Origin of the sequence: Actinoplanes sp. NPDC020271 (assembly GCF_044388125.1) — a bacterium.
Lineage (GTDB): Bacteria > Actinomycetota > Actinomycetes > Mycobacteriales > Micromonosporaceae > Actinoplanes.
The window spans coordinates 96,144-113,384 of sequence record NZ_JBIRWQ010000014.1; the positions used below are offsets into that span (position 1 = coordinate 96,144).

General features: G+C 70.1%; 22 protein-coding genes and 1 tRNA gene. 18 read left to right on the plus strand and 5 right to left on the minus strand.

Going from position 1 to position 17,241, the window contains the following annotated elements:
* Positions 1 to 303: 303 nt before the first annotated feature.
* Both ACH442_RS28090 and ACH442_RS28095 read right to left on the minus strand, forming a co-directional pair.
* Positions 304 to 780 (minus strand): DUF1707 domain-containing protein, encoded by a 477-nt coding sequence (locus ACH442_RS28090; protein ID WP_396341111.1) that lies wholly within the window; start codon positions 778 to 780, stop codon positions 304 to 306.
* Positions 781 to 835: 55 nt separating this feature from the next.
* Positions 836 to 1,279, minus strand: coding sequence for a DUF4396 domain-containing protein (locus ACH442_RS28095; protein WP_396341112.1), 444 nt, complete (start codon positions 1,277 to 1,279; stop codon positions 836 to 838).
* 129 nt (positions 1,280 to 1,408) lie between these two features.
* On the opposite strand from ACH442_RS28095, the gene htpX reads away from it, so the two are divergent.
* Both htpX and ACH442_RS28105 read left to right on the plus strand, forming a co-directional pair.
* On the plus strand, positions 1,409 to 2,314 hold the full coding sequence (gene htpX, locus ACH442_RS28100) for a zinc metalloprotease HtpX (RefSeq protein WP_396341113.1): 906 nt from the start codon (positions 1,409 to 1,411) through the stop codon (positions 2,312 to 2,314).
* 202 nt (positions 2,315 to 2,516) lie between these two features.
* Positions 2,517 to 3,761 (plus strand): MFS transporter, encoded by a 1,245-nt coding sequence (locus tag ACH442_RS28105; RefSeq protein ID WP_396341114.1) that lies wholly within the window; start codon positions 2,517 to 2,519, stop codon positions 3,759 to 3,761.
* A gap of 484 nt (positions 3,762 to 4,245) precedes the next feature.
* On the opposite strand, the gene ACH442_RS28110 is transcribed toward ACH442_RS28105, so the two are convergent.
* Positions 4,246 to 4,908, minus strand: coding sequence for an HAD family hydrolase (locus tag ACH442_RS28110; protein ID WP_396341246.1), 663 nt, complete (start codon positions 4,906 to 4,908; stop codon positions 4,246 to 4,248).
* Positions 4,909 to 4,946: 38 nt separating this feature from the next.
* Positions 4,947 to 5,813: a GntR family transcriptional regulator gene (locus ACH442_RS28115; RefSeq protein ID WP_396341115.1), complete on the minus strand. Its 867-nt coding sequence runs from the start codon at positions 5,811 to 5,813 to the stop codon at positions 4,947 to 4,949.
* Between the two features lie 362 nt (positions 5,814 to 6,175).
* On the opposite strand from ACH442_RS28115, the gene ACH442_RS28120 reads away from it, so the two are divergent.
* The 15 genes from ACH442_RS28120 to ACH442_RS28190 all read left to right on the plus strand — a co-directional run bounded on the left by ACH442_RS28120 (position 6,176) and on the right by ACH442_RS28190 (position 16,226).
* Positions 6,176 to 6,427: a DUF6284 family protein gene (locus ACH442_RS28120; protein WP_396341116.1), complete on the plus strand. Its 252-nt coding sequence runs from the start codon at positions 6,176 to 6,178 to the stop codon at positions 6,425 to 6,427.
* Complete coding sequence (locus ACH442_RS28125; RefSeq protein ID WP_396341117.1) at positions 6,427 to 6,780, plus strand: RRQRL motif-containing zinc-binding protein; 354 nt, start codon at positions 6,427 to 6,429, stop codon at positions 6,778 to 6,780. Before ACH442_RS28120 ends, ACH442_RS28125 begins: the two co-directional genes overlap by 1 nt.
* 33 nt (positions 6,781 to 6,813) lie before the next feature.
* A complete protein-coding gene (locus ACH442_RS28130) occupies positions 6,814 to 7,605 on the plus strand; it encodes an ABC transporter permease (RefSeq protein WP_396341118.1) in 792 nt (263 codons plus the stop codon).
* 91 nt (positions 7,606 to 7,696) lie between these two features.
* Positions 7,697 to 7,858 (plus strand): hypothetical protein, encoded by a 162-nt coding sequence (locus ACH442_RS28135; protein ID WP_396341119.1) that lies wholly within the window; start codon positions 7,697 to 7,699, stop codon positions 7,856 to 7,858.
* Position 7,859: 1 nt separating this feature from the next.
* Positions 7,860 to 8,549: an NUDIX domain-containing protein gene (locus ACH442_RS28140; RefSeq protein WP_396341120.1), complete on the plus strand. Its 690-nt coding sequence runs from the start codon at positions 7,860 to 7,862 to the stop codon at positions 8,547 to 8,549.
* A 6-nt stretch (positions 8,550 to 8,555) separates the two neighbouring features.
* Entirely contained in the window at positions 8,556 to 8,717 is a 162-nt protein-coding gene (locus ACH442_RS28145; RefSeq protein WP_396341121.1) for a hypothetical protein, read from the plus strand.
* Between the two features lie 12 nt (positions 8,718 to 8,729).
* The gene (locus ACH442_RS28150; protein ID WP_396341122.1) at positions 8,730 to 9,113 is read left to right on the plus strand and encodes a hypothetical protein; all 384 of its coding nucleotides are present in this window, start codon (positions 8,730 to 8,732) and stop codon (positions 9,111 to 9,113) included.
* On the plus strand, positions 9,110 to 10,216 hold the full coding sequence (locus ACH442_RS28155; protein WP_396341123.1) for a hypothetical protein: 1,107 nt from the start codon (positions 9,110 to 9,112) through the stop codon (positions 10,214 to 10,216). Before ACH442_RS28150 ends, ACH442_RS28155 begins: the two co-directional genes overlap by 4 nt.
* A complete protein-coding gene (locus ACH442_RS28160) occupies positions 10,123 to 11,265 on the plus strand; it encodes a hypothetical protein (protein WP_396341124.1) in 1,143 nt (380 codons plus the stop codon). Before ACH442_RS28155 ends, ACH442_RS28160 begins: the two co-directional genes overlap by 94 nt.
* Positions 11,266 to 11,401: 136 nt before the next feature.
* A complete protein-coding gene (locus tag ACH442_RS28165) occupies positions 11,402 to 11,674 on the plus strand; it encodes a hypothetical protein (RefSeq protein WP_396341125.1) in 273 nt (90 codons plus the stop codon).
* The gene (locus ACH442_RS28170; RefSeq protein ID WP_396341126.1) at positions 11,671 to 12,012 is read left to right on the plus strand and encodes a hypothetical protein; all 342 of its coding nucleotides are present in this window, start codon (positions 11,671 to 11,673) and stop codon (positions 12,010 to 12,012) included. The genes ACH442_RS28165 and ACH442_RS28170 overlap by 4 nt, the downstream gene beginning before the upstream one ends.
* Positions 12,012 to 13,073: a bifunctional DNA primase/polymerase gene (locus ACH442_RS28175; RefSeq protein ID WP_396341127.1), complete on the plus strand. Its 1,062-nt coding sequence runs from the start codon at positions 12,012 to 12,014 to the stop codon at positions 13,071 to 13,073. Before ACH442_RS28170 ends, ACH442_RS28175 begins: the two co-directional genes overlap by 1 nt.
* Entirely contained in the window at positions 13,070 to 14,302 is a 1,233-nt protein-coding gene (locus tag ACH442_RS28180) for a DUF3631 domain-containing protein (protein ID WP_396341128.1), read from the plus strand. Before ACH442_RS28175 ends, ACH442_RS28180 begins: the two co-directional genes overlap by 4 nt.
* A gap of 323 nt (positions 14,303 to 14,625) precedes the next feature.
* The gene (locus tag ACH442_RS28185) at positions 14,626 to 14,814 is read left to right on the plus strand and encodes an AlpA family transcriptional regulator (protein ID WP_093618787.1); all 189 of its coding nucleotides are present in this window, start codon (positions 14,626 to 14,628) and stop codon (positions 14,812 to 14,814) included.
* Between the two features lie 26 nt (positions 14,815 to 14,840).
* The gene (locus ACH442_RS28190; protein ID WP_396341129.1) at positions 14,841 to 16,226 is read left to right on the plus strand and encodes a tyrosine-type recombinase/integrase; all 1,386 of its coding nucleotides are present in this window, start codon (positions 14,841 to 14,843) and stop codon (positions 16,224 to 16,226) included.
* A 119-nt stretch (positions 16,227 to 16,345) separates the two neighbouring features.
* Here ACH442_RS28190 and ACH442_RS28195 read toward each other — a convergent pair.
* Positions 16,346 to 16,429: transfer RNA gene (locus tag ACH442_RS28195), tRNA-Tyr, on the minus strand.
* A gap of 147 nt (positions 16,430 to 16,576) precedes the next feature.
* Here ACH442_RS28195 and ACH442_RS28200 point away from each other — a divergent pair.
* Complete coding sequence (locus tag ACH442_RS28200) at positions 16,577 to 17,068, plus strand: YajQ family cyclic di-GMP-binding protein (RefSeq protein ID WP_396341130.1); 492 nt, start codon at positions 16,577 to 16,579, stop codon at positions 17,066 to 17,068.
* The last annotated feature ends 173 nt before the right edge of the window (positions 17,069 to 17,241 follow it).

The following is a 17,241-nucleotide window of genomic DNA, read 5'->3' on the forward strand; positions in this document are numbered from 1 at the left end:
CCTAGCGCGGCGTGCACTGAGTGCAAGTTAGATGTGCTTCACACCCCAAAAATCCTCATGTCCCCTCTCCGCTGTGGTCCGGATCGTCGCTCCCGCGGGGACCCTTCCGGGCTCCGCAGGGCCGTGGCCGGCCCAGAACGCGAAACCCTCCAGGGCGACCTCCGTGGCGGGTCAAGCTCACCCCGCACCCCAGCCCCACCCGGCAGCGTCGAAGGCCCCCGGACGCCCAGCCGCGCGGTGCCGGCCGACTCCCAGCGGTGCCTCGAGTGTGCCGAGGGCCGCTGATGAGCAAGCCGACGGAGGTCAGTAGCGACGCCGCTGCCGACGGATCACCTGGACGCCGACCGTGACCGCGGCCAGCCCCGCCCCGGGCACCAGCATCCACGCCGGCCACGGATAGACGTAGTCGTTGACGGTCGCCCGCACCAGCGCATACACCACCAGGTTGACCGCGACCACCGACGCCCAGATCGTCCACAGCACCACCATCGCGGTCGGCAGACGGCTCGACTCGCGGCGTTCCTCGGCGGCCCGGCGGGCGTGGACCTCGGCAGCGCTGATCCCCGGGCGGGGCAGATCCTGAACGATCACGAGAAGCTCGGCGTAGGTGCGCGCCGCATACGCCGCGGCCACCCGGTCGTCGTACTCGTGCAGGGAAAGGCGCCCCTCGTCGAGCGCGCCCTTCAACTGATCGGCGATCTGCTGCCGGTCGGCGTCGGCCGCCCGCATCATCTCGATCTGCTCGGGGCGCCGGCCCGAACCGGTGACCTCTTTCGCCATGCCCGAGCTCCTTTGCACGCCGGTTCTCGGCGTCAGGCTACCGAAACTTCGCAACTCAGTGGTGATGGTGCTGATGCACCACGGCATGCTCTTTTCCGCGGGCGATCATCCACCGGTTCACCGGGACGGTCAGCACGAACGCGATCGCCGGCGTGCCCACCAGGCTCGCCCAGAACAGCCGGTCACCCAGCCCGGCCTCCATCACCCCGGGGATGACCAGCAGCCCGACGTTGTCGAACAGCTCCATCGACGCGATCGACACGGTGTCAGCGGCCAGCGCAATCCCGGCCGCCTGCCGCAGCGGCACCCCGGCGGCCAGCACCGGCCGGATCGTCAACGCGTGTCCGAAGAGGAGGGCAAGCCCGACAGAGAGCGCTATGTTCCCAGCGTTGTGCCAGCCCAGCGCCGTGCTGACAACCATGCCGAGCACTTCCCCGATGGCGCACCCGGTCAGGCAGTGCAGAGTGGCGGAGACTGCGGTGCGTGTCAATGCGTCCATGCCTCGACCACACCCCCTGGGGGTAAATTCCGCGACGGCACTCTCCGTGCTGCCCAGCGAACTCACAGCGTCCTTCCGGATGAACGCGCAGCCTTCTCGCGTTCTCTGGAGTGCGGGTCACGAGCCCGCATGCTGAAGGAGTCGAACGTGCACAGCCATCACAACGGACTCAAGACGGCCGCCCTGCTCGGGCTGCTCACCGGCCTGATCCTGGCCGTGGGCTATTGGCTCGGCGGCAGCACCGGCCTGGTCATCGCGGTGATCTTCTCGCTGGTCACCAATGCGGTCAGCTACTTCTTCTCGGACAAGATCGCGCTGCGGGCGATGGGTGCGCAGCCGGTCAGCGAGGCCGAGTTCCCGGCGCTGTACCAGATCGTGCGTGAGCTGGCCCACCAGGCGGGGCAGCCGATGCCGCGGCTCTACGTCTCCCCGTCGATACAGCCGAACGCGTTCGCGACCGGGCGTGACCCGCAGCATGCGGCGGTCGCCGTCACGGTCGGCATCACGCGCATCCTCGACACGCGTGAGCTGCGTGGCGTCATCGGCCACGAGCTGTCGCACGTCTACAACCGGGACATCCTGATCTCCAGCGTGGCCGGCGCGCTCGCCGGGATCATCACGATGTTCGCCCAGCTGGCGATCTTCCTGCCGTTCGGTGGGCCGGACGACGAGGACGGGCCGAACCCGGCGTCGTTGCTGCTCATGCTCATCCTCGGCCCGCTGGCGGCGTCGGTCGTCCAGCTGGCGATCAGCCGTAACCGGGAGTTCCAGGCGGACGCGTCCGGCGCGACGCTGACCGGTGACCCGCTGGCCCTCGCCAGTGCCCTGGAGAAGATTCACTACGGCACGCAGCGGGCGCCGTTGCCGGCCGACGGGCAGCTCACGAGTGCGGCGCACCTCATGATCGCCAACCCGTTCCGGAGCGAGGGCATCGCGGCGCTGTTCTCGACGCACCCGCCGATGGCCGAGCGGATCCGCCGCCTCCACGAGCAGGCGTCGCTGACCGGTGGCGCCTCCAGGCCGTACCTCCGCTGATTTTTCTTCGATTCTCGACGGCCGTGCCGATTGGCGCGGCCGTCCCCTTTTCCGGCCGAAGATCAAAATCCGATTTCCGCCGTACGCCGTGAGCCCGCGACCGCGGATGGTGAGCCGCATGACAGCAGTCCGTTCCCCCGGGCGAGCGGCGTTAGGGTCGAAAGCAGTTACACCCGTTACCGAACCCCTGGAGGTCCCGCCCGTGACCGCGTTGCGTCAATACCTTGGCGTGTGGCAGCTCCCGGGCGGACGAACCCTGCTGATCGTCGGCGTCCTGGCCCGGCTCGGCATCGGGATGACCCCACTCGGCCTGCTCCTGCTCGTCGAGCAGGCCACCGGGCGATACGCGGCGGCCGGTCTCGCAGGCGGCGTCTACGCCCTGGCCGGCGCGGCGCTGAGCCCGGTCGCGGGCCGGCTCGCCGACCGGATCGGGCCCGCGCCGATCCTGTTCGCCACCGCGGTCCTGCATCCACTCGCGCTCGGCGGGCTGCTGCTGGCCAGCCGCGGCGGTGCGGACGCGCTCACCTGGATCTTCGTGGCGTCGGCCGCGGCCGGGGCGACGTACCCGCCGCTCACCGCCGCCATCCGCCGCGGCTGGAACGACATGACCGCGCCCGGCACCGGGCAGCAGGCTCTGCGGTCCGCCGCGATCGCCGCCGAGACCTCCCTCTTCGAGCTGGTCTTCGTGCTCGGCCCGATGCTGGTCGCCGTCTTCATGGTGGTCACCGGGCAACCGGCGACCGCCCTGGCCAGCTCGGCCGTCGCCACCCTGTTCGGCACCGCGGTGGTCGCCCGCCTGCCGGTGATGCGCCGCCACGGCGCCCACCCCGCCGAACACGCCGCCCGCGGCCTCGGCCCGCTGCGCTCCGGCGGGTTCCCGGCGCTGCTGTTCTGCGTCGGCGCGCTCGGCGTCGCGTTCGGGGCGGCCGGCGTGATCGTCCCCGCCTACGCCGAACAGCACGGCGGCGGCGAAGCCCTCGGCGGCGTCCTGCTCGGCGTCTGGGGCGTGGGCAGCGCGATCGGCGGCATCTGGTTCGGCACCCGGCGCTGGGACATCCCCCTGTCCCGCCAGTTCGCCTGGCTGCTCGGCGCCGTCGCGGCCAGCTTCCTCGTGCTCGCACTCATGCCCGGCCCCGTGCACCTGGGCATCGCCCTCGTCCTCGGCGGCGCCACCATCGCCCCCGCCCTGACCGTCGAGAACAACCTGGTCGGCCGCTTGGCCCCGGCCGCGATGCTGAACGAGGCGTACACCTGGATGGTCACCGTCTCGGTCTCCGGCAGCGCCGCAGGCGGCGCCCTGGCTGGCATCATCGTCGACCAGCCCGGCGGCCTCCCCTGGTCCTTCGCCTTCGCCGCCGCCGTCCTCCTGCTGGCCGCCGCAGTCGCCGCCATCCCAGAGGGCTCCATGGCCCGAGCCGACCGCCGCGCCGCCGCCGCCGAAGCCTGACCCGACCAGTTCAGCGGAGGCGAGTCACCCGGCTGAGAGCCAAGCCTCGCCGACAATGCCTTCCGCGTAGTCCCACCAGCCCTTCCGGACCCCGCGGCGCAGAAACCCAACGCCCAGCGCGACGAGACGGAACTGTTCGATTCCTTACCGGTGATACCCAGCGGGGCGAACGCGTCCAGACCCCGCTTCGAGCACGCCGGCCTCGTCACACACGACTCGGACCTCATCGCCGGAGGAAAACCGTGGACCGACTTCAGGTCGGCCGTGTTCCCCGGGCGGCAAAATTCACAGAACACAACGAGAACGGCCCCGGAGCGCGTTTCCGCAGCTTCCGGGGCCGTTATCTGTGCTTGTGGCGGGTAGAGGATTCGAACCTCTGTAGCTTTCGCGACGGATTTACAGTGTGCCGATCATCCCGCTTTGACCAGGACAAACGTAGTTCTCGGGTGTCGCACCGACAGGTATGCGACATCAGCCCCGCTGATCAGTCCCCCTCACGGGAGACGGGAGTCACCGGGGACAGCGCCTCCGCGACGGCTCCCATCGACGTGATGACGATGTCGGCCGCCGCGAACGCCTCGACCTTCCACGCTCTGTTGGCGTAGCCGATCGCGGCGACCCCAGCGGCACGAGCCGCCTCGATGTCGGAAAGCGAGTCGCCGATCAACGCGCAAGACTCCGGCGCGGCTTCGAGGGCACTTGCGGCATCCAGCAGTGGGCCGGGATCTGGCTTCATCCGCCACGGAGCCGCATAGGGCCGGCCGACGATGGGCGAGACGAACTCGGCGAGACCGTGAGCCGACAGGTACGCCTCGATCGCCGCCGCTGAGTTGTTGCTCACCACGGCGACCGGCACGCCGCGAGCCCGCGCGCCGAGGATCACCTCACGCCCGAATGGCGTTGGTGCCGCGACGCTCGCGGCGTGTAGCTCGGCCGCGCACAGGGCCTCCTCGACAGCCGCCGTCAGGTCGGGTGAGCACGCTTCGCCAACCCACCGAAGAACGGCAAGAGGATCGCGTTCGCTGCGTACCTCGGGCGGCACGTCGACGCCCTCGACATCGAGCAGAGCGACCAACTCGCCGGCGACGCGCGGCGCGGGATAGCCCGCGAAGATCGAGCAGACCGGCCCGTCGAAATCCAAGAGCAACGGGCCGGCGCTCAGAAGGTCGGGCAGCGTCCGCCCGGTCACGAGTGGTACTCGCGCGCGACGCTGTCCCACACGGAGTTGAACCACAGCCGCGCAGACTCCACGAACTGTGTGCCGTGCGACGCCTCGTCATCATCAACGGCGTAGTGGAACAGGGTTGCGTCCCTGCCCATCAAGTCGAAGATCTCGACTGGCTCTCGGCCGATGGTCACCTCGCGCTTGACCGCCGGGTAGAAGCCGAAGAACGCCTCTCGTCCGTTGAGCATGTAGAGCTTGAAGGTCGGAGCGATGCTGTGGGTCCGGACCTCCACGGTCGCGGACTTCACAAGGCCAAGGTCAGCGAGTTCGTGCACCTGGTCAATGATCCCGTCGGCAGCTCGCCGTGTGATGCGTTCTGCCCGCTTCCGGACAGCCGGATCATCGGCCCCGGTCGCGGCCAGCGCCGGAAGCGCCATCGGCACCGACATGTCCGAGATCATCAGGCGGACGGTGATGGTCTCAGGGGCTGACCGGCCGGCGCGCACCATGTCGAGTGCTTCGGCAATCGCGTCCCGCAGGGTCTCACCCGAGAACCCGGCGAAGTCGATCGCCACATGTGTGTGCTCGAAAGCGGCCTCGACCAAGGGACGTAGCTCGACCGGCCGCTGAGTCTGGGCGCGGACGAAGGCTCCGCTGCCCTGGCGGGTGACGATCAGGCGCTCATTGCGCAGCACCTCAAGCGCTCGCTTGATCGTCTCGCGCGCTACGCCGTAACGATTCGCGAGTTCGGGCTGTGAGGGCAGCTTGTCGCCCGGCGCGAGCTTCCGGGTCAAGATCGCGGCGCGCAGCATGTTCGCGATCTGCTGCGACGCCTGTCGCGGGTCGTCGGGATCAAGGTCACCAAGGAATTCCAGGTTCGCGGCCACGGGCTGACCTTATCTCTGACTAGCCAAGTTAGGGAAGTTCCACGCAAGGGGTTGACCTGACTAGCCAGGCCGGTCTAGCTTCATCTCATGCCCCCTGGCTAGCCAGGCAAGGCAAGCCGGTCGGGCTCCGACACGGCGGAGGTGGCTCCGGCTGCACCGTTCGTGATCGTCCCGCTGCGCACACGTTCTCTGAGAACTCCATAGAGCCGTTGGGCCGCACCTCCCACGGGACGGAATCCCGAAAAAGGTCGCCGCGCATGGGCGCTGGTCACCCATGCACCTTCTTCGTCATCTTCGCTGGTCAGTGCGGCATCAGCCGCTCGTGTAGGTGCCGCGCTGACCCTTCCTATGGAGGACATCCCGTGAGCGATCACGACTTCTACGCCGAGCCGACCGCCGCCGACCTGGCGGCGATCGAGATCGAGGAACCTTTGCTCGCCGCCGAGTTCGAGTGGGCGCTGGCTGAGGTCACCCTGCTGGACGCGATCAACCGTGGCCGGACCTGCGAGCTTGACGTTCGCCGGGCTCGCCGCGCCGAGCACGCGGTAATCCGCGAGACGTTCGCGCTGGTGGCCCGGCTGACCCGCTCGCCGAGCCCGCGCCGCGCGGCCTGATGGCCCGTATCCGGGCCGCGTTCCACGACCCGGAAGGCACCCGGTACGGCATCCCCACCTTCTGGTGGCGGGGTGCCCCGGCCGGTTACGCCACCCGCCGTCAACTGCGGGAACGCGGTCTCTGCCCTGGCGGTCAGCCGATCGCCGCTCAGGTCTTGTGGCGCGGCGTCGGTGGCGTCCGCGCGGCCTACCTGTACCGGCTCGACCTGGCCCGGCCGAAGCGCACGCCGAGCCCCGCGCAGCTGCGAGCGCTCGCCAAGGCGATGACGGCCCGGCGCACCTGTTCGACCTGTTCGACCGTCCGGCCCTACTGCATCCCGCGCTCGCTCGGCTGCTGCATCGAGTGCGCGTGACCTGCCCTATCCCTGCTCCGAGAGGAACAGCCGATGACCGCCACGACCACCCCGAGCGCCTACCCCCGCACCGTCGACGAACTGATCCCGCACGCCCGCGACCTGGCCGACCGGCTCGGCGAGATCCCGAGCCGCAACACGCTGATGAAGACCTTCAAGGTCGGCGGACCGAAGGCGAAAGAGTTGCTCGCCGCGCTCACGCCCGCCCCGGCCGCGCCGACCGCTCCCGAGCCGGTCGAGCCCGAGCCGACCGCCGACCCGGTTGCCGAGCCCGCGGTGACCGCGCCGCCGCTTCCGACGATCGACCCCACCGGGGAGACGCCGGCGGTCGGCATCACCCGGCCGCCCGCCGAGCCGACCGCGCCGCCGGCGGCCGAGCCGGTCGCCGAGCCCGAGCCGAAACGGCGTCGCCCGATCGTGTGGCCCGTGCTGATCCTGTGTCTGCCCGCGTTCGTCGCGATCTGGGGCGGCTGGGTCGAGATGGGACGGCTGACCGGCTTCGGCATGGTCACGCTGCTCCCCGGCATCTCCGACTTCCAGATCAACACGGCGATCACGCTCCCGATCGGCGTGGAGACGTACGCCGCGTACGCGCTGTACGTGTGGCTGTCCGGCATGGTCACCGGCCCGGCGCTCACGTTCGCCAAGTGGTCGGCGCTTGCGTCGCTGGCGCTCGGCGCGCTCGGCCAGGTCGCCTACCACCTGATGGCGTCGTGGGGCTGGACGTCGGCCCCGTGGCCGATCACCGCCGCTGTCGCCTGCATCCCGGTCGCCGTGCTCGGCATGGGCGCTGGTCTCGCGCACCTGATGCACCGCTCGCACTGACTTCGCCCGGCGGCACGGCTACTGGCCTGGTAACCGCGCCGTGCCGCCGGTCTCCCCATCCGCTGCAAGAACCTCAGAGGAGGAGGCCATTATGGCCGCTCGCAAGACCCCGCCGCCCCAGACCAGCGTTGAGATCACCTTCTCGGCGTGCGGTCACACCGCGACGTTCGCCACCGGCGCGAGCACGACCACGCCGGCGCGCTGCCCGCGCGACTGCGACCCGCTCGCCCCGCAGCACCGTCGGGGGCGCTGACATGACGACCCCCGAACCGCGCACGTTCACCCATCCCGACGTGCTCGCCGCCGTGGCGGCCGGCGCGTCGTGGGCCGACCCCGTCACCGACCCGACCCGCATCGACTGGACGGCGCGGCAGGCCGCCGCCGTCATCCCGTTCACCCTGGTCGACGGTCGGCCGGTCAACCCGTGCGAGAGCACCGGCATCCGCTACGGCCGCAACGAGTTGGGCCACTGGGGAGAGCAGGTGTGCGCCGACGCCCTCGTGGTGGCCCACGACGCCGCCGGACACCGCTGGATCGTCATGGTCGAGCGCTCCGACGGCCACGGGTGGGCGCTGCCCGGCGGCTACGTCGACCCCGGTGAGGACCCCACCGACGCCGCCGTCCGGGAACTCCAGGAAGAGACCGGGCTGACCGCCAACCCCCGCGACCCGTGGGTCACGACGCTGCCCGCCCGGTACGTGCCCGACCCGCGCGCCTCGGATGAGGCGTGGATGGTCACCGTGCCGGTCCGCATCGACTTCGGCCCCTGCGAGCACCCGTGGCAGCTCCCGCAGCCCACGGCCGGCGACGACGCCGTGTGCGCGACGTGGGTGCTGGCCGACACCTTCGAGGAGCTGACCGGCTACGTGGCCGACGAGTTCTACGGCGAGATCTTCCCGGCGCACCGGGCGATGCTCGCCGACGCGCTCGGCTCGGGGGAGTGATCGCCAGTGACCACCACCCCGGCACGCCTCGACCCGGACGACGTCGACCTCACCCCGGCCGAGCCGCCGGCGGACGTCGATGACTACCCGCTGACCGACGTCGGCGGCTACCTCGCGTGCGGCTGTCACGGCTCGCAGCGCGAGCACACCTGCGGACCCCTCGACTGACCGGGAGCCGTCATGACCCTCGTTCGCATCGACATCGACCCGGACGCCGTGCGCAACAACGCCGAGTACCTGATGTACGCGCTCGGCCGCACGGCTGAGGACGTGGCAACCAACCTGATGTGCGCCGGGATCAAGGGTGAGCCCGAGCACCCCGGACGGTGCCCGGTCGCCCGGTACCTGCTCGACCGCGACGCGCGGCTGACCGCCGCCGTCGTCGGCTCGGACGTGGTGCACCTCGACACGTCGGGCGGCACGGTGTGCGCCACCGTGCCCGACCCGGTGAGCACGTTCATCGGCCTGTTCGACATCGGCGAGTACCCCGGCCTGATCGGGTCTTGCCTGCCCAACCCCCTCGTATGCCCAGGCACCACCGACGGAACGGAGAACCGTCCGTGAGCGACAACCCGACCCCCAACCCTGACGGATTCGACTGGACGGCCGCCGAACACGACGTGGCGGACCGGCCCGACGCCGACGTGGTGGACCTGGACACGGCCCGCGCCCGGCGGGCGGCGGCCGAGCCCGGCGGCACCCACTTCGAGGTGGCCCTCGACACCGAGCCTCAGCGCGGCGGCGCGGTGGTGGACCCGCCGCCGGCCGCGTCCGGCGACCGGATGCCGATCGTGCCGGTCGGCTGGAACACCTGGCCCAACATCAAGCACAGCGCCAAAGTCGCCGCCGCGCTCGCCGCGTACCGGACCGGCTTCCACGCCCTGCGCATCCCGCTGTACGTGGTGCTCGCCTCGTTCTGGTCGATCGTCGGCACGTTCCGGCTGATCGGCCGGCAGATCAAGTGGTGGTGGGTGACGGAACAGTACGGGCTCCGCCAGGCCGCCGCCGACGCCAACGACCCGGCGATGTGGCTCAAGCTGCACCGGGAGGTCAAGGCCACCCGCATGTGGCGCGGGATCGTGCTGCTGGCTGGCCTGCTCACGCTGCTGATCGGCGGACCGGTCCTGTACGCGACCGCCCCGACGTGGGCGCTGCTGCTGGTCATCGGGTCGGTGGTGGCGTTCCTGGCGCACATCGGCCGCCCCGAGGACCGGCCGATCATCACCCCGGCGACCGTCGCCGGACGGTTCCGCCGGATCAACCCGGACATCATCCTGCGGGCGTATTACGCGGCCGGGCTCGGCCACCCGGACAAGGCCCACCAGCAAGTGGCGTTCGGTTCGACGATGGCCCGTGACCGGTCCGGGACCGGCTCTCAGGTCAGCATCGACCTGCCGTACGGCAAGACGTTCGACGACGCGGTCAAGGCGCGCGGCGCTATCGCGTCCGGCCTCGACGTGGCGATCTCTCAGGTGTTCATCACCCGCGACGCCACCTCGCACCGTCGGCACACGCTGTGGGTGGCCGACCGTGACCCGCTGTCGGTGGGTGCCGGTCGTACGCCGTTGCTGCGGTGCAAGCCCACCGACATCTGGCAGCCTGCCCGTTCGGCCTCGACGAACGCGGCAACAAGGTCGAGATCAGTCTGTTGTGGACGTCGTTCCTGATCGGCGCTCAGCCCCGGCAGGGCAAGACGTTCGCCGCCCGGCTGCTCGGCCTGTATGGCGCGCTCGACCCGTACGTGAAGCTGACCGTCTTCGACGGCGGCGGCAAGCCTGACTGGCGCAAGTTCGCGCTGGTCGCCGACCGGTACGCGTTCGGCCTGGCGATGACCCGCGACGGCGACCCGGCAGAGATCGTGCTGGAAGGGTTGCGGGAGATCAAGGCCGACGTTCAGGACCGGTACGAGCGGCTGTCCAAGCTGCCCGTGGACGTGTGCCCGGAAGGCAAGCTGACCCGCGAGATCGCCCGTGATCCGAAGTACAAGATGCCCGTGCGGATCGTGCTGCTGGACGAGTTCCAGGAGTACTTCGACCTCGGGGACATCTCCAAGGAGATCGCCGCGCTGCTGGTCTACCTGGTCAAGGTCGCCCCGGCCGCCGGCGTCATCTTCGTCGACGCCACCCAGCGCCCGAGCGGCATCGGCACCGGGCAGGTCGCCCAGCAGTTCATCAGCTTCCGCGACAACCACCAGGTGCGGTTCAGCCTGCGTACCGGGTCGTGGCAGGTCAGTGACCTGGTACTGGGTTCCGGCGCGTACTCGGAAGGCTTCGACTCGTCCACGCTGCTGCCGTCCTACAAGGGCGTCGGCATCCTGCGGGGCGCGTCGGATGTCACCCCGACGGTGCGGACCTACCTCGCCGACGCCGACGACGCCGAGAAGATCCTGATCGCCGCCCGCGCGCTGCGGGAAGCGGCCGGGACGCTGACCGGCATGGCCGCCGGTGAGGACGTCGCCAAGGTCTCCCGCGACGTGCTCGCCGACGTGCGCTCGATGTTCGAGCGGGGCGAGAACGGCTTGCAGTGGGAGGACCTTGCGGAGCGGCTGGCCGGTCGTCTGCCGGAGCACTACGCGGACATCACCGCCGAGTCGATCTCGGCTCAGATCCGCGCGTTCGGTGTACGGAGCGTAGATGTCAAGCGGTCCGGCAAGGCGCTCAAGGGTGCCAAGGCCGACGACATCGACGCCGCGATCGACCGCCGCAAGGCGGCCTGACCGGTCGCGGCATCCCCGCGACCGGTCGCGTCAACGCGACTCGACCCGCGACCGGCCTGGTCAGCACAGACATTGGCCGGTCGCGGGTCGCGTCGACACCCCTCCACGCTCGGAAAACGTCTCAGGAGGCATCACCGTGCCGTCCCTCGCCGCGACCGCAACCCCGGAAACCACCATGATCGGCGCGCTGATCCTCGCCGCCGTGATCGCCACTCTCTGTTACGCGTTCGGCTGCTGGCTCTGGCCGTTCGGCGCGTGCCGCAAGTGCCACGGCTCGGGCAAGCGCCGGTCGCCGTTCGGCAAGGCGTTCGGCCTGTGCCGCCGTTGCGGCGGCGACGGGCGCCGCTTGCGGATCGGCCGCCGGATCATCAACGGCCTGCGGGAGCTGCACGACAAGGGCACCCGATGAAGGCCCGCACGATGGCCCGTCTCCAGCGCACCGAGACGCCGCACACCGATTGGTGCGCCCGTGATCACCGGTGCGGCATCGACACCCATCGAGCGCCGGACGTCATCGCCGACGCGACCGGCGGCCGGGGAGTCATCACCCGCGTTCGCGCCGGTGACCGGGAGTACGCCGAGATCACGATCCGCGTGCGGCTCGACCACCGCGACCCGATCGCCGTCCGGCAGGTCGGCCTCACCCTGCACCTGATCCGCCGACTGATCGGCGCGGTCGCCGCCGTCCGGCCCGACGCCCTGACCGGCGGCGCGTCCCGCATCGCGATCGGCCGCAAGGCCGCCTGATGCACCCCGCCGCCACGTGCGGCCACTGGATCGGCGGCGAGCGCCGCTACTGCCTCGCCGCCGACCATGTCCGCCCCTACCTGCCCGGACCGCGTTGCCCCGCGCACACCCCGGCCGCCCTGGTCGGCCGCGCGGACGCGCCGTCCGTGACCAACGATTGGACGTCGACCATGCCCGACCATGTCCCGACGCTGCCCGCCGCGCTGGCGCTGGCCGCTGAGGGCTACCCCGTGTTCCTGCTCGGCCGGTCCAAACGACCGGTCGCCAACTGCGCACTCTGCCCGAAAGCCGAGACCGACCCGGCTCGGGCGCACGATCCGGAAGCGTGCGACCACCTGACCTGCCACGGCTTCTACGCCGCCACCCGCGACCCGGACCGGATCACCGCCATGCACCAACGGGTACCGGGCGGCCTGCTCGCCATCCGGACCGGCCGGATCTGCGACCTGTGCGTGATCGACATCGACCCCCGCAACGGCGGCACCATCGACCGCGCCCTGATGCCGGCCACCCGCGCCGTGCGGACAGGGTCCGGCGGGTGGCACCTGTACTACCGCCACCCCGGCGGCACACTGGCCGCCAAGCTCCGCGATCACCCCGGCGTCGACATCAAGGCCGACGGCGGGTACATCGTCGCCCCGCCCTCGATCCACCCGGCCACGCGTGAGCTGTACCGGCCGATCGGGGACCGGCCCGTGATCGAGATGCCCCGCGCGCTGGTCGAGCTGTCCCGCCCGGTCGAGCCCGCGCCGACCGCAACGCCTGCCGGCACCGTTACCCCGCTTCACCGGGGGGAGGGCATCTCGGCCCCGGCCGCGCTGCTCGCCGCCAACCTGGCCGCCATCGCCAACGCCCCGGAGGGCACCCGCCGCAACACGATCTACGGCGCGGCACGCGGCGTCGCCCGCATGGTCGCCGCCGGAGCGATCACCCCGGCCGACGCTCACGCGGCGCTCTACCACGCCGGCCGCGCCGCCGGACAGACCGACCGCGACACCCGCGCGGCCATCACGGGCGGCTTCCGCGCCGAAGCTGTCCCCACAGAAGGGCTCGCCGCATGACTACCCCGCATCGGATCATCGAGGGAACCGCGATCCTCGACCGGCTACACGCCGTGCTGACCACGTACGTTGTACTCCCGTCGCCGGAAGCGATCGACGCCGTGGTGTTGTGGATCGCCGCCACCCACGCCCAACCGGCATGGGCGCACGCGCCCCGCCTCGTGATCCGCGCACCGGAGAAGCGCTGCGGGAAGTCGAGGCTGCTCGACATCGTGGAAGGCACGTCCTGCAACCCGCTGATCACCGTCAACGCCAGTACAGCGGCGGTGTACCGGTCGATCGGCTCGGACGACCCGCCGACGCTGCTAGTCGATGAGGCGGACACGATCTTCGGGGGGAAGGCGGCCGAGAGCAACGAGGAGTTGCGCGGGCTGCTCAACGCCGGTCACCAGCGCAACCGGCCCACGATCCGGTGGGACAACGCCCGCAACCGGGTCGAGAAGATCGCCACGTTCGCCATGGCCGCGCTCGCCGGCATCGGCCAGATGCCCGACACGATCGAGGACCGGGCCGTGGTCATCCGGATGCGCCGCCGTGCACCGGGCGAGACCGTCTCGCCGTACCGGCACCGCCGCGACGGCGTGGCGCTGCGGCAACTCGCCAATGACCTCAATCAGTGGTTGCGCGGCAACCTGCCCGCGCTGGAGAAAGCCGAGCCGGTCATGCCGCTGGAGGACCGGGCGGCCGACACGTGGGAACCGCTGATCGCCATCGCCGACCTGGCCGGCGGCGACTGGCCCGACCGAGGCCGCGAGGCAGCGACAGCGCTGACCGCCGAACGCGACAGCAACACCGTCGCCTCCGACCGCATCCGGCTCTTGACCGACTGCCGAGCGGCGTTCGGTGACGCCGACGCGATCCCGACCGCCGTCCTGCTCGAACGGCTCAAGGCAGACCCGGAAGCGCCGTGGTCGGAGTACGGCGGGACCGGGACCGGCCTGACCGGGGTACGGCTCGGGACGCTGCTGCGGGAGTACGACATCCGGCCCGACACGATCCGCTTCCCTCAGCCGATCGGCCAGGCCAAGGGCTACCGCCGCGCCGTGTTCGGCGACGCGTGGCAGCGCTACTGCCCCGACGACGAGGGAGAGCCGTACCAGCCGTACCAGCCGTACCCGCCCAGCTCAGACGCGGTACGGCTCGACAACGTGGTACGGCTCCAGCCGTACCAAGCCACCCTCGACGAGATGCCCCCGCCGCCGGCGGCCGACGCCACTGGTACGGCTTGACCCGTACCGCCCCGACAAGCCGTACCGCCCCTGACCTGCACTGGTACGGCTGGTACGGCTTGGTACGGCTACACACCCCAACCGAGCCGATCCGCCGACCGGCTCACCCAAACGGCCCTCTGAGAGCCTCACCCGTACCTCCGCCTATGGCCTAACCCTCGGACACCCGAGATCTTGGCTCTACGGCGCTCTCAGAGGGTCGCTGTGTGGCTTTCTGCGTCAACGACTTCGACACCCATGGAAGGAGGTCCGCCGGGTCCGTTCGGCGGTCAGCGCCGCCATGGGTTGCCCCAACATGCCCTTTCCCAGGGAGGCCGGACCCCATGGCACGCACCTTTCTGACCTTGACTGACTTCCTCGCCGAGCTGGACGTTCCGAAGTCGACCTTCTTCCGCTGGAAGGCGCTCGGCCAGGCACCCCGTACCTACAAGCTGCCGAATGGGCAGCTCCGCATCCGTCGTACCGACTTCGACGCGTGGCTGTCGAGCCGTGAGGAGCAGCAGGCCGCATGAGCACCTTCGATGTCCGCGTTCACAGCGTGCTGGTCAACAAGCTCGCGAAGGGCACCTCATACACCGTCCGATGGGTCGTCGCCGGCAAGCCGTTCCGGGACACGTTCGCGACTCGGGCACTCGCCGATAGCTTCCGATCAAAGCTGGTCGTCGCTCAACGAGAGGGCGTCGCCTTCGACGAGACGCGCGGTCTGCCCGAGCCGATGGCACGCGCTCTCAACGCCCGATCGTGGTACGACCACGCGACTGCCTATGTCGATGTCAAGTGGCCGCGCGCCTCAGCCAAGCACCGCAAGGGCATCGCTGAGGCGCTGGCCACCGTCACGCCCGTGTTGCTGGCGACCAACAGGGGAGCGCCGAGCGACAAGGCCATCCGAGCCGCCCTCTACGGCTGGTCGTTCAACAAGGCACGGCGCGACGCCGGAGAACCTCCCGCCGAGTTGGTCACGGCCGTTCGGTGGCTGGAGTCCAACACCGTCGACCTGTCCGCCCTGACCGACGCCGCTCTGATCAGGAAGTGTCTCGACACGATCGCCCTTCGCATGAAGGACGGCGGAGCGGCCTCCCCGAGCACCATCGCTCGGAAGCGCGCGATCTTTTCGGGTGCGCTCAAGTACGCGGTTGAACTGCGGTTACTGGAGGTCCACCCGCTTTCTCTCGTGAGCTGGATCGCCCCGAAGCATGACGACGAGGTTGATCGCAAGGCGGTGGTCAACCCGGCGCAAGCTCGCGCGCTGCTCGCCGCTGTACGCGACCGGACGCCCGAACTGGTGGCGTTCTTCGGTTGCATGTACTACGCGGCGCTGCGGCCCGAGGAGGTGCTGAACCTTCGGGAGGATGAGTACGAGCGACCCAAGGTAGAGGGCGGGTGGGGGGTCCTGCACCTCACCGGTTCGACGGTCGCCGTAGGGCATGGGTGGGGTGACGAGGCCGGCACCATCGAGCGTCGCGGCCTCAAGCACCGGGCCAAGAGTGCGACGCGGCCGGTTCCAGCGCCGCCGCCTCTCTGCGCCCTGCTCGACCACCACATCGGCAAGTACAAGCCGGCATCCGACGGCAGGCTGTTCGTCACCCGACGCGGCCCCGGTGGGCGCTACGTGCCGACGCTCGGCCAGCCCATCCCCAGCAACTCCTACGGCAAGGCGTGGCGCGACGCGCGCGAGGCCACCCTCACGCCCGTGCAACTCCGGTCGCCACTCGCGAAGCGTCCCTACGACCTGCGGCACGCCGCCGTGTCGCTCTGGCTGAACGCGGGCGTTCCCGCGACCCAGGTCGCCGAGTGGGCCGGACACAGCGTCCACGTCCTCATGCGGGTGTATGCGAAGTGCATCTACGGGCAGGACGAGGCGTCCCGCCGGAGGGTCGAGGCGGCACTCGGCCTGACACAGCCGGCCGCTCAGAACGCCGCCTGATCGCCGACACGTATACGACACGACCAGTGAGATCGAGCGGTTCCGGGTGAGACCCAGTGGGACCAACGAAAGAAGCCCCTCACCGCTGTATCAGCAGGTGAGGGGCTTCTTTTACCCTGTGGTGGCGGGTAGAGGATTCGAACCTCTGTAGCTTTCGCGACGGATTTACAGTCCGCTCCCATTGGCCGCTCGGGCAACCCGCCTGGGCACTCACCGCGGTCTCCCGCGGTTGCGGACATGAGCATAGCCGTACCGCAGGGCCGCCCCGCAACCGGGTACGGTCGGCATGTCGCGGGCTGGAGACGGCCCATCGGCGACATCGACAAGCATCCAGCGCAGGAGTCTCAATCATGGCAGCCAACCCGTCGTTCGACATCGTCAGCAAGGTCGACCGGCAGGAGGTCGACAACGCTTACAACCAGGCGGAGAAGGAACTGAGCACCCGGTTCGACTTCCGGGGCACCGGCACCGAGGTCGCCAAGTCGGGCGAGGCCTTCACCATCACGTCGGAGACCGAGGAGCGGGCCATCGCCGCGCTCGACGTGTTCAAGGAGAAGCTGGTGAAGCGGAACATCTCCCTGAAGTCGCTGGACGCGGGGGAGCCCCGGCAGTCCGGCAAGACCTTCAAGATCGATCTCAAGGTGGTCGAGGGGATCGAGACCGACAAGGCGAAAGCGATCAGCAAGAAGATCCGCGACGAGGGCCCGAAGGGCGTGCAGGCGCAGATCCAGGGTGACTCGCTGCGGGTCACCGGTAAGAAGCGCGACGACCTGCAGGCCGTGATCGCCCTGCTCAAGGCCGAGGATTTCGGCGTCGCGCTGCAGTTCACGAACTACCGATAGTGGCATTGGGCCGGTCCTGACCACAGGGCCGGCCATGCATGCTGAGCTGGGTAACGCCGTTGGTCATGGTCATCTTTGGTCAACGTTTTCGAACGTCTGAGAGCCCAGAGACGGCCCAGGATCGCCTCAGCGGCCCGGAGGTCGTCGGATCCATGTCCTAACCTTCGTCCGTG

Bases quoted from the DNA above. Each gene is read 5' to 3' on its own strand.
- ACH442_RS28090 (WP_396341111.1), bottom strand. From the start codon at position 780: ATGGCGAAAGAGGTCACCGGTTCGGGCCGGCGCCCCGAGCAGATCGAG.
- ACH442_RS28095 (WP_396341112.1), bottom strand. From the start codon at position 1,279: ATGGACGCATTGACACGCACCGCAGTCTCCGCCACTCTGCACTGCCTG.
- htpX (WP_396341113.1), top strand. From the start codon at position 1,409: ATGCTGAAGGAGTCGAACGTGCACAGCCATCACAACGGACTCAAGACG.
- ACH442_RS28125 (WP_396341117.1), top strand. From the start codon at position 6,427: ATGGCCCGTATCCGGGCCGCGTTCCACGACCCGGAAGGCACCCGGTAC.
- ACH442_RS28130 (WP_396341118.1), top strand. From the start codon at position 6,814: ATGACCGCCACGACCACCCCGAGCGCCTACCCCCGCACCGTCGACGAA.
- ACH442_RS28135 (WP_396341119.1), top strand. From the start codon at position 7,697: ATGGCCGCTCGCAAGACCCCGCCGCCCCAGACCAGCGTTGAGATCACC.
- ACH442_RS28140 (WP_396341120.1), top strand. From the start codon at position 7,860: ATGACGACCCCCGAACCGCGCACGTTCACCCATCCCGACGTGCTCGCC.
- ACH442_RS28150 (WP_396341122.1), top strand. From the start codon at position 8,730: ATGACCCTCGTTCGCATCGACATCGACCCGGACGCCGTGCGCAACAAC.
- ACH442_RS28170 (WP_396341126.1), top strand. From the start codon at position 11,671: ATGAAGGCCCGCACGATGGCCCGTCTCCAGCGCACCGAGACGCCGCAC.
- ACH442_RS28175 (WP_396341127.1), top strand. From the start codon at position 12,012: ATGCACCCCGCCGCCACGTGCGGCCACTGGATCGGCGGCGAGCGCCGC.
- ACH442_RS28180 (WP_396341128.1), top strand. From the start codon at position 13,070: ATGACTACCCCGCATCGGATCATCGAGGGAACCGCGATCCTCGACCGG.
- ACH442_RS28185 (WP_093618787.1), top strand. From the start codon at position 14,626: ATGGCACGCACCTTTCTGACCTTGACTGACTTCCTCGCCGAGCTGGAC.
- ACH442_RS28200 (WP_396341130.1), top strand. From the start codon at position 16,577: ATGGCAGCCAACCCGTCGTTCGACATCGTCAGCAAGGTCGACCGGCAG.